The sequence below is a fragment of the Spirosoma aerolatum genome, assembly GCF_002056795.1.
Taxonomy (GTDB): Bacteria; Bacteroidota; Bacteroidia; order Cytophagales; family Spirosomataceae; genus Spirosoma; species Spirosoma aerolatum.
This window is the reverse complement of record NZ_CP020104.1, coordinates 7,889,967-7,900,000: the sequence shown is the minus strand read 5'-3', so window position 1 is coordinate 7,900,000 and position 10,034 is coordinate 7,889,967. Positions and strand designations below refer to the sequence as shown.

General features: G+C 45.8%; 6 protein-coding genes and 2 rRNA genes (1 of these 8 only partly in view). 4 read left to right on the top strand and 4 right to left on the bottom strand.

The features are described 5' to 3' along the window. Both B5M13_RS32980 and rrf read left to right on the top strand, forming a co-directional pair. Positions 1 to 1,252, top strand: a 23S ribosomal RNA gene (locus B5M13_RS32980); it begins 1,576 nt to the left of the window's first position. Between the two features lie 124 nt (positions 1,253 to 1,376). Continuing rightward, a 5S ribosomal RNA gene (gene rrf / locus B5M13_RS32975) occupies positions 1,377 to 1,488 on the top strand. A gap of 79 nt (positions 1,489 to 1,567) precedes the next feature. Here the strand turns inward: rrf and B5M13_RS32970 are convergent. After that, positions 1,568 to 2,119, bottom strand: coding sequence for an LOG family protein (locus B5M13_RS32970; RefSeq protein WP_080059690.1), 552 nt, complete (start codon positions 2,117 to 2,119; stop codon positions 1,568 to 1,570). A gap of 38 nt (positions 2,120 to 2,157) precedes the next feature. Further along, positions 2,158 to 3,516 carry a UDP-N-acetylmuramate--L-alanine ligase gene (locus B5M13_RS32965; protein ID WP_080059689.1) on the bottom strand — a complete coding sequence of 453 codons (1,359 nt, stop codon included), beginning with the start codon at positions 3,514 to 3,516 and terminating at the stop codon, positions 2,158 to 2,160. 277 nt (positions 3,517 to 3,793) lie between these two features. Between B5M13_RS32965 and B5M13_RS32960 the strand changes: the two genes are divergently transcribed. Further along, the gene (locus B5M13_RS32960; protein WP_080059688.1) at positions 3,794 to 5,278 is read left to right on the top strand and encodes a type III PLP-dependent enzyme domain-containing protein; all 1,485 of its coding nucleotides are present in this window, start codon (positions 3,794 to 3,796) and stop codon (positions 5,276 to 5,278) included. A gap of 285 nt (positions 5,279 to 5,563) precedes the next feature. Here the strand turns inward: B5M13_RS32960 and B5M13_RS32950 are convergent, their stop codons facing one another. Together B5M13_RS32950 and B5M13_RS32945 are read right to left on the bottom strand one after the other, a co-directional pair. After that, positions 5,564 to 6,085, bottom strand: a complete 522-nt coding sequence (locus B5M13_RS32950; protein WP_080059686.1) for a D-glycero-alpha-D-manno-heptose-1,7-bisphosphate 7-phosphatase — start codon at positions 6,083 to 6,085, stop codon at positions 5,564 to 5,566. A 151-nt stretch (positions 6,086 to 6,236) separates the two neighbouring features. Beyond that, positions 6,237 to 8,885, bottom strand: coding sequence for a valine--tRNA ligase (locus B5M13_RS32945; protein WP_080059685.1), 2,649 nt, complete (start codon positions 8,883 to 8,885; stop codon positions 6,237 to 6,239). Positions 8,886 to 9,049: 164 nt separating this feature from the next. Between B5M13_RS32945 and B5M13_RS32940 the strand changes: the two genes are divergently transcribed. Further along, positions 9,050 to 9,976 carry a DUF72 domain-containing protein gene (locus B5M13_RS32940; RefSeq protein WP_080059684.1) on the top strand — a complete coding sequence of 309 codons (927 nt, stop codon included), beginning with the start codon at positions 9,050 to 9,052 and terminating at the stop codon, positions 9,974 to 9,976. The last annotated feature ends 58 nt before the right edge of the window (positions 9,977 to 10,034 follow it).

Here is a 10,034-nt window from a genome sequence, read left to right as displayed (position 1 = left end):
CCGCAAACCGACACAGGTAGCCGGGAAGAATATTCTAAGGTGCGCGAATGAATCATGGTTAAGGAACTCGGCAAGATGACCCTGTAACTTCGGGATAAGGGGGGCCTACCCAGCGATGGGAGGCTGCAGAGAAGAGGCCCAGGCGACTGTTTACCAAAAACACAGGACTCTGCCAAAATGAAAGTTGACGCATAGGGTCTGACACCTGCCCGGTGCTGGAAGGTTAAGAGGGGATGTTAGTCGCAAGGCGAAGCATTGAATTGAAGCCCCAGTAAACGGCGGCCGTAACTATAACGGTCCTAAGGTAGCGAAATTCCTTGTCGGGTAAGTTCCGACCTGCACGAATGGTGTAACGATCTGGGCACTGTCTCAACCATGAGTTCGGTGAAATTGTAGTAGCGGTGAAGATGCCGCTTACCCGCCACGGGACGGAAAGACCCCGTGCACCTTTACTACAGCTTAACAGTGAATGCCGGTCAGGCATGTGTAGGATAGGCGGGAGGAGTTGAAGGGGCGTCGCCAGGCGTCGTGGATCCAACCTTGAAATACCGCCCTTGGCTGACTGGCGTTCTAACTCCGGGAAGGAGGACCCTGTTTGGTGGGTAGTTTGACTGGGGTGGTCACCTCCGAAAGGGTAACGGAGGTTTCCCAAGGTTGGCTCATGCCGGACGGTAATCGGCAGGGGAGTGCAATAGCAGAAGCCAGCTTGACAGTGAGGCCAACAAGCCGATCTGGGACGAAAGTCGGGTATAGTGATCCGGTGGTTCCGCATGGAAGGGCCATCGCTCAAAGGATAAAAGGTACGCCGGGGATAACAGGCTGATCTCCCCCAAGAGCTCACATCGACGGGGAGGTTTGGCACCTCGATGTCGGCTCGTCACATCCTGGGGCTGGAGAAGGTTCCAAGGGTTCGGCTGTTCGCCGATTAAAGTGGCACGCGAGCTGGGTTCAGAACGTCGTGAGACAGTTCGGTCCCTATCTGTGGTGGGCGTTGGAATACTGCCGGGATCTGTCCTTAGTACGAGAGGACCGGGATGGACGTACCGCTGGCGAGTCGGTTGTTTGGCCGCAGGCACGGCCGAGTAGCTACGTACGGATCAGATAAGCGCTGAAAGCATCTAAGTGCGAAACTGGCCTGAAGATGAGTGTTCCTTAGTAGGGGTGTTGTAGACGACGACGTTGATAGGCGGCAGGTGTAGGCGTAGAGATGCGTTAAGCTGAGCCGTACTAATGGCCCCAACAGCGTGTGCATGTTGCTTTTTTATAAACTATATAAGCTATAGTATTTTGATGGCCTTAATAGGTGAGCATCAAACTCTCTTTGTGGGGAAAAAGACTAATAAATATTGACTCCTAGAGTCAAACGAGTCACTCAGGTTGGTGCTGTTAAGGCGGGTGAACACCTCTTTCCATCCCGAACAGAGCCGTTAAGCCCCGTACTGCCGATGGTACTGCTGTCACAAGTGGGAGAGTAGGTAGGTGCCACCTGAATGAAATTGATTGCTAAATATAGCAAGCAAAAGCCATCGAAAGATGGCTTTTTTTTTAGTACTCTGTTGTTAGGATTTTAAGCATTAGCCCAATAGGTGTTGATCAGTTTCAAAGCCTCATCTACTGAATTAGCTATAATCGGTAAAGAACGATTCTCGGCTTTTAAAAAGCCATCGACTACCATCCGATCTAACTGTTGCAACAAAAGGTCGTAAAAGCCATTTATGTTGATCACAGCCACAGGTCCATCATATAGTTTAAGTTGCTTCCAGGTTAAAATTTCAAATAACTCGTCTAGGGTTCCATAGCCACCAGGTAAAGCTATTACGCCTTTAGCTAATTGAACCATTTTAAACTTACGTTCATGCATAGTTTCTACAAAATGCAGTTCTGTAAGTGTAGTATGGGCTACCTCTAAATCAGCAAGAAAATTTGGGATTATACCAGTTACGGTACCACCATTTTGTAAAACAGCGTTGGCTACGTCACCCATCAGCCCAAATCCTCCTCCTCCATATATCAGCCGAATGTTCTGATCCGCCATTTTTTTACCGAGTTCAGAGGCTACTTCGTTATAGATTGGCTTGCTACCTGGACTCGAAGCACAATAGACAACAAGGCTTTGCATATCAATTACGTAGGTTCAGAAAGTAAGAAGACGAATGATTAGATCAGTTTTGGAGCAAGATTAGATAGGTCCAGACCACCAAAAGTTTCTGAGCTCATAAATAGAAAGATGTGGCTGGCATCTCGTTCCTGAAGAAGATAATTTTGTAAAGCAGCCGAATCTGTAAAAACATGAAGCGAAGGCTTTTGAAAAGCCTTCTGTATGTCAGATGTCGTAATTTGTTCGCCTGAATCTGCTGAGCCAGGATGTATGAATATGGCTACCTGGTCAGCAGCATCTGTTGTTTCTTTGTATTTATCCAGAAAGGACTTATTCGTGTTGTCAATAGACTGAAGCTCAACTACGGCCAGTAATTTCTTGTCGGGATATTGTTGTTTTACGGCTTCTGTGGTAGCTTCTACTTTGGCTGGTGAATGAGCAAAGTCTCTAAAGACGGTTCTATCAGTAGATTCCGCAATTTTCTCTAATCGTTTGCTGACACCAGTAAACGTTGGGATGGCTTCATAAAACATGTCCTCAGTGATGCCAATACGGTCGCAGACAGTTATGGCTCCAGCGATGTTTTTCATATTATGCTGTCCGAACAGTTTAGTGGATACGCGCTTCCCCTGTTTTGTAATGAGGAACGTCTCTCCTTTGACAATTTCACTAGGGTGTGCCAGATAGGGTATTTTTGTAATATCGTCGCGTTCTTTTTGGCCAATAACGTCGAGCATATCGTCTGATTCATCAAAAATCAAAATGCCCGCTTTAGGCATAGCTTCGGCTAATGACTCAAACTGATCGACATACTCGTCCCAGGTAGGGTAAAGATTAATGTGGTCCCAGGCAATTCCACTGATTAGTGCTATGTGGGGTTGAAAAGCCAGAAACTTTGGTCGTGAATCGATGGGAGACGAAGCGTATTCATCCCCTTCAATGATAATCAATGGGGCTGTTGATGAAAGCCGGACCGTGGTATCGAATTCTTCAATTGGATCACCAACCCAGAAGTCAAATTCCCGATTATAGTGCTTCAGAACGTGCAGAATCATGGCAACTATAGTAGTTTTCCCATGACTACCAGCTATAACGACCCGTTGCTTTTGCCGACTTAATTGATAAATAAATTCGGGATAAGAATAAATAGGTAAACCTAATTCAAGTGCTTTGATGAGTTCTGGATTGTCTTTCCGCGCATGCATGCCGGCTATGACTGCATCTAGGCCAGTGTGAATTTTCTCAGGAAACCATCCGGTTTGTGCTGGTAATAGGTTTTGTTTCTCTAATCGAGTCCGTGAAGGCTCATAAATGGTTTCATCAGATCCGGTAACAGTATAACCTTGTTGATGTAGGGCTAAAGCCAAATTATGCATGGCACTGCCACCAATAGAAATGAAATGAATAGACTGCGGCATTTGGAAAATCAGTCAGTGTAGAGAAACAAAAGTACAGTTTCTTTTTGGTTTGCCTGATGAACTTAGTAAGTGGATAAACAAGGGATATCTACATCCTGTTAAATTTCTATGATTATCGAATCAAAGCGGTTTGTTTTTCGTTGACTACCTTGCGGATATACCTTACTTGGAAAGCCCGATTTTAAGAGCCAAATTCGCGCCTGTTTTTTTATAACCACAACCGCCACAGCGGAAAGCCGGAGTAACGGACCACTTATTTTATGCGCCGAACGTAGGGATGAAGACTTACTATGATCTGATTGACCAGACGTTTGAGTTTCCGACACGGGAATTCAACGTCGAGAACAACGAGTTGATGTTCAATAATGTCCCACTGATGGACATTGTCAAACAATATGGTACACCCTTAAAATTGACATACTTACCGAAAATCACTGAACATATTGAACATGCCAAGTTGCTGTTCAAAAATGCAATGAAACGGTATAATTATAAGGGAAGCTATACCTACTGCTATTGTACGAAGTCCTCCCATTTTCGGTTTGTACTCGAAGAAGCCCTGAAAAATAACATCCATCTGGAAAGCTCGTCGGCTTACGACATTCCCATTATTCGGGAATTGTTTAAGATGGGAAAGATTTCCAAGAGTACGTATATCGTTTGTAATGGCTACAAACGGCCATTGTATACACAGTACATTAGTGAACTTATCAATGATGGGTTCGCCAATTGTATTCCGGTGCTGGATAACCTCAAGGAGATTGAAGCGTACGAAAATTCGGTAACTGCCGAAAGTGTAAATCTAGGCATTCGAATTGCAACGGACGAAGAACCTAATTTTGCCTTTTATACCTCGCGTTTAGGTATTCGCTATAGCGATGTAAACGAATTATACCGGACTAAAATCCAGCCGAATGAGAAGTTCAAGCTGAAAATGCTACACTTTTTCATTAACACGGGGATAAAAGACAGTGCCTATTATTGGAGTGAACTGAGCCGGTTCATGTATAAATACTGTGAACTGCGGAAAATGTGCCCAGATCTGGATTCGATCGACATTGGCGGTGGCATGCCAATTCAGACTTCATTCCAGTTTACGTACGATTACCAGGCCATGATCGACCAGATTGTGGAAAGTATTCAGTGGATCTGTAACAAGAATAATGTTCCGGTTCCGCATATTTTTACGGAATTCGGCTCATATACGGTTGGCGAAAGTGGAGCAGTTATCTACAAAGTCATCGATCAGAAGTTACAGAACGATAAGGAGTTGTGGTATATGATTGATGGATCGTTCATTACCCAACTACCCGATTCATGGGGTCTCGGCCAGAAATACATCATGCTCTCTGTAAATAACTGGGATAATCCATACCAGAAAGTGAACCTGGGTGGCCTCACCTGCGACTCGCATGATTTTTATAATACCGAAGCCCATAGTGCCGATTTGTATCTGCCAATTTTCGATCAGGATACCGAGGATCAGTACATAGGCTTGTTTCATACTGGGGCTTATCAGGAGTCGCTGGGGGGATATGGTGGTATTCAACACTGTCTGATTCCAGCTCCTCAACACGTTATTGTCGATAAAGATGAGCAAGGTAACTTACGCTCTCGGCTATTTGCTCCTGAGCAAAATAGTGAGACGATGCTGAAGATTCTGGGCTTTGGCGGTGCTGAACCCGGTATGACGGAATTAGAAGCTACGGAAGCGGCTGAAATACGTCAGGAAGAGGCAGAACTGATGAAAGAAGAAAATTAAGTGCGCATAAGCAGGAATGTAAAAGTTTTTGGCATTATTTTCGTTCTACTATCTACAGAGATACCAACATTCTGGACGAGCATTTTCATGAAAAAACTACTAATCTTGGGTTCTGTTCTGGCAGTATTGTCATTAGGGTCGTGTGCACGGAAGGCAAATTGCCCAGCGTATGGTAGTGTGCAGAAACCTGCTTCTTCGCAGGTGCGGGCGTAACTAGAAGATTTTTATAGAAAAAGCGGGCAATCTCCATTCCAGGAAATTGCCCGCTTTTTCTATAGGGCCTAATTAAGCAGCGAATTCCAGAACAAATCTTGAGGCTTCCAGCAAATTGGTCGCATAGCCGTCAGCATCTGGAGAGGGTTGTGCTTCGGTAGCGATACGGATGGTACGCACCCCTACTCGTTTACCTGCCTGCATATCCCGGGGAGCATCGCCAATCATCCAAGAAGCGTCTGGCCGGATATTATATTTCGCAATGGCTTTTTCTAGAAGTAGGGAGCCCGGCTTACGGGTAAGCGATTCGGTATCGTATTTGGGATGGTGCGGGCAATAATAAATATCGTCGATGAGCTTGCCGCATTGATCCTGCAAATAATTGTAACAGGTCATCACATCGTCGCGCGTGTAAAGTCCTTTCGCGATACCGGCCTGATTGGTAATGACAATGAGCAGGTAGCCTGCTTCCTTCAACAAACGCAACGCTTCAGGTACACCATCGGGAATAATAAAATCTTCGACCCGATAGACGTAGTCTGTTCTGTCCTCATTCAAAACTCCATCCCGGTCCAAAAAGATGCACTTATTCATTGAAGAAAGGTTGTCGTATTTGAGGGCAATAATACAATTATTCGGTCAAATAATTGTATTATTGCTTTAGCTATTCATGTTAAATTTTATTATACGCTAATTCTAGCGGCAAACAATAGAGAAATAATTGCCAGATTTAGGTCTCGGTTAGCTAGTTTAACGACTGCAAACGTTGTTCTAAAGCCTGGATTTTGGCCTCAGCATCAGCGAGTTTCTGACGTTCGCGGTCAACAACTTCGGGCTTGGCATTGGCAACAAACTTTTCGTTCGATAATTTCTTCAAAATCGAATCGCGGAAACCGATGTTATAATTCAATTCCTTGCTTGTATTGGCGATTTCCTGATCCAGGTCAATTTCACCGGCAACATTTACAAAGAATTCGTCGCTCTTGATCAGGAATGCGATACCCTGCGTTTTTTCATCCACATAACTAATCTCGGCTACATTAGCCATTTTACGAATCAGAGGCTCCATTGGCTTAAAGCGATCGGCTGAAGCCGTTTTAATCGCTAATGGAAGGGCCACTTTGGGTGAAATTTGCTTCGCATTTCGGATGTTTCGAACGTTTGAAATGACGTCAAACAGGGTATCGAAATCGGTCAGAACTTGATGGTCAACTGTTGCCGTCTTTGGAAAAGAAGCTACACAAATACTGGCCCCAGTTTCTCGTTCGCGAATATCCTGCCAGATTTCTTCGGTGATAAACGGCATGAACGGGTGAGCCAGACACATAAGCCGTTCGAAGAAATTGATGGTAGCCTCGTAGGTTACTCGATCAATGGGTTGCTCAAAACCCGGTTTGATAAGTTCGAGGTACTGTGAACAGAAATCATCCCAAATCAGCTTATAAACGGCCTGTAGTGCATCCGAAATCCGGAATTTACTGAAGTCGTCTTCAATCTGAAGCAACGTTGCGTTCAGTTTCGATTCGAACCATTGGATGGGTAGGGCATTTGGATGCGTTTGAGACAATGCAAGCGTTGTATCTACGTTTCCGTTATCTATTGTCCAGCCTTTTACCAGCCGGAACGCATTCCAGATTTTGTTGCTGAAATTACGGCCTTGTTCAACCAGTTTTTCGTCGAACATCAGGTCGTTACCAGCGGCCGAACTGAACAGCATCCCCGTACGAACGCCGTCGGCACCGTATTTATCAATCAGATCGAGCGGATCAGGTGAGTTGCCAAGCTGTTTCGACATTTTCCGGCCCAGCTTATCCCGAACAATACCTGTCAGGTACACATTCTTGAAGGGCTCCTGGCCACGATATTCATACCCGGCAATAATCATCCGGGCTACCCAGAAGAACAGAATTTCGGGCGCTGTAACCAGATCGTTTGTCGGATAATAGTAATTGATGTCGGCGTTGTTTGGGTCTTTCAGGCCATCAAATACGGTAATGGGCCAGAGCCACGACGAGAACCAGGTATCCAATACGTCTTCATCCTGGGTTAAGTCGGCTTCGGTCATGGCGAAAAGTAGCTTTTCATGCTGTACTTTTTCCAGTGCTTCATGCTTGTTTTTAGCTACGATGACCGTTCCATCCTGCATGTAAAACGCCGGAATTCGCTGCCCCCACCAAAGTTGTCGACTAATGCACCAGTCATGAACGTTTTCCATCCAGGCGCGGTACATGTTCTTGAATTTGGGAGGAACGAGTTGAATAGTATCGTCCATCACGTTTTTAAACGCCGGTTTCGACAACTCATCCATTTTCAGGAACCACTGCATCGACAAACGCGGCTCAATAACCGCATTGGTTCGCTCCGATGTACCGACGTTCGATTTGTAATCTTCCGTTTTGACCAGATTGCCTGATTCTTCCAGCAGCTTGATGATGGCTTTGCGAGCGGCAAATCGATCCACACCGACCAGTATCTGGGCTTTTTCGTTCAGTGTACCATCATCATTTAGAATATCGATTACCGGCAAATTATGTTTAACCCCAAGCGCATAGTCGTTCGGGTCATGGGCAGGGGTCACTTTCAAACCACCCGTTCCAAAATCTGTCGTTACGTATTCATCGGCAATGATCGGGATTTCGCGGTTAATCAGTGGGATGATCGCCTTTTTGCCGTGCAGATGCTTATACCGCTCATCGTCTGGATTAACGGCAATAGCTACGTCGGCCATTATTGTTTCCGGTCGAACAGTGGCAATGGTGATAGAATCCTGACTTTCGCTCCCAGCTATATCGTAACGGATATACACCAGCTTTTGCTGAATTTCCCTGGTGATTACTTCTTCGTCCGATACGGCAGTACGGCCTTGCGGGTCCCAGTTTACCATGCGGATGCCCCGGTAAATCTGGCCTTTGTTGTAGAGATCGACGAAGACATCGATAACCGAATCGTACAGAGCGGGCTCCATCGTAAAGCGAGTACGATCCCAATCGCAGGAAGCCCCCAGTTTACGAAGCTGCTTGAGAATAATGCCGCCGTATTTATGGGTCCACTCCCAGGCATATTCTAAAAATTCGTCACGTGTCAGATCCGTTTTGTTGATGCCCCGTTCCTTGAGCATAGCCACTACTTTGGCTTCAGTAGCAATACTAGCATGGTCGGTACCGGGCACCCAGCAGGCATTTTTCCCCTCCATACGCGCCTTGCGGATCAATACATCCTGAATTGTATTGTTGAGCATATGGCCCATATGCAGCACACCCGTTACGTTTGGTGGCGGAATCACAATCGTATACGGCTCGCGTTCGTCGGGTGTAGACTTGAAAAACTGGTTATCAAGCCAATACTGATACCACTTTTCTTCAATTTCCTGGGGGGCGTATGTCTTCGAAATCATAAAATCAATGAAACTCAGGCTAGCTTTTCGGATATAGATACAACTATACGGTAAAAACCAGCACTGGGATTATGGATAAAATACAAAATTAGCTAAATTGGATAGGGGGAAAAAACGAAAGCCTGTCTTTGACAGTTTTACTGCAATATGTCAGCCAGAAGCCTATGGAATTTGGAAAAATACATAACCTCGACGCTATCAATCTTACGTTGCCGCCGGGTGCGGCTTTTAATGCGAAGATTTGGGCAAGCGTTGAACCGTCACAACATCCGAACGTATTCATAGGTGGGCCTGTCTGGGCTAACAAAGATTATGTCGGAAAAGTGTATCCGTCCACGGCTAAAGAGCGTGATTTTCTGCATTACTACGTCCGGCAATTCAATACCATCGAATTAAACCTGACCCATTACCAGATTCCAACGGCGGGTATGATTCAGAAATGGAAAGCCGAAGCGGCTGGTTCCCCCGATCGTGCTGGATTTACGTATTGCCCAAAATTCCCGCAGGTCATCAGCCATGAACGGCAGTTGGTAGCGACCGAAGCCCTGACCGAAGAGTTTGTCAACGCTGTTCTGAGCCTGGAAGAATTTCTGGGAATGACCTTTCTGCAACTACCTCCTCAATTTGGTCCCGAAAAATGGCCAGTTCTGGAAGCGTATTTGAAAAGCCTTCCCGATGAGCTGGACGTAGCGGTTGAATTTCGCCATCCCGATTGGTTCAGTAAAGCCGCTGTATGGCAGCAAACGCTCGAACGACTCTATTTACTTCGACGTCATGCTGTCATTACGGATGTGGCTGGCCGACGCGATGTATTGCACATGGGTTTAAGCAGCCCCGTATTAACGCTCCGATTCATTGCCAACGAAGGCCATCCTACAGATTATCTACGTTCTGATGCCTGGATTCAACGGCTAAAAACCTGGTTTGAAAAAGGGTTGCAGACCGCTTACCTCTTCATTCATGGTGGTGGAGATAATGATACCGCTCCCGAACTGATCCTATACTGGATTCGCGAACTGAACAAACACTGCGGGCTAAACTTGCGCGAACCCGTACTCCAGCCCAAAGTTGTACAGGGCAGCTTGTTTTGAATTAATGAAACAAGCCTTTACCTTTGTTCTATGATTTCACAGGCAACACATCATCGGC

Bases quoted from the DNA above. Each gene is read 5' to 3' on its own strand.
- B5M13_RS32945 (WP_080059685.1), bottom strand. From the start codon at position 8,885: ATGATTTCGAAGACATACGCCCCCCAGGAAATTGAAGAAAAGTGGTAT.
- B5M13_RS32965 (WP_080059689.1), bottom strand. From the start codon at position 3,516: ATGCCGCAGTCTATTCATTTCATTTCTATTGGTGGCAGTGCCATGCAT.
- B5M13_RS32960 (WP_080059688.1), top strand. From the start codon at position 3,794: ATGAAGACTTACTATGATCTGATTGACCAGACGTTTGAGTTTCCGACA.
- B5M13_RS32950 (WP_080059686.1), bottom strand. From the start codon at position 6,085: ATGAATAAGTGCATCTTTTTGGACCGGGATGGAGTTTTGAATGAGGAC.
- B5M13_RS32940 (WP_080059684.1), top strand. From the start codon at position 9,050: ATGGAATTTGGAAAAATACATAACCTCGACGCTATCAATCTTACGTTG.
- B5M13_RS32970 (WP_080059690.1), bottom strand. From the start codon at position 2,119: ATGCAAAGCCTTGTTGTCTATTGTGCTTCGAGTCCAGGTAGCAAGCCA.